The sequence below is a fragment of the Geobacillus sp. WSUCF1 genome (genome assembly GCF_000422025.1).
GTDB classification, from domain to species: Bacteria; Bacillota; Bacilli; order Bacillales; family Anoxybacillaceae; genus Geobacillus; species Geobacillus zalihae.
Window position 1 is genome coordinate 1 of sequence record NZ_ATCO01000272.1, and the last position, 211, is coordinate 211.

Annotated in this window: 1 pseudogene; it reads left to right on the forward strand. The window is 33.2% G+C overall.

Features of this window, described 5'->3' with window-relative positions:
• A pseudogene (locus tag I656_RS0117155) lies at positions 1-211 on the forward strand (IS200/IS605 family element transposase accessory protein TnpB); the annotation flags it as partial.

Genomic DNA, 211 nt, shown 5'->3' on the forward strand with positions numbered 1-211 from the left:
GAAACATGGCAACGCAATATGAATCTAGGAAAAAAGACAAATCAAAACTTTGTCAATATTCCTCTCGGTAACATAAAAGAAAAACTAGAATATCTTTGTGAATTTTACGGCATTGAATTCTTGAAACAGGAAGAATCATATACGTCTCAAGCCAGCTTTTTTGACGGCGATGAGATTCCTGAATATAATGACGACAATCCAAAAGAATATA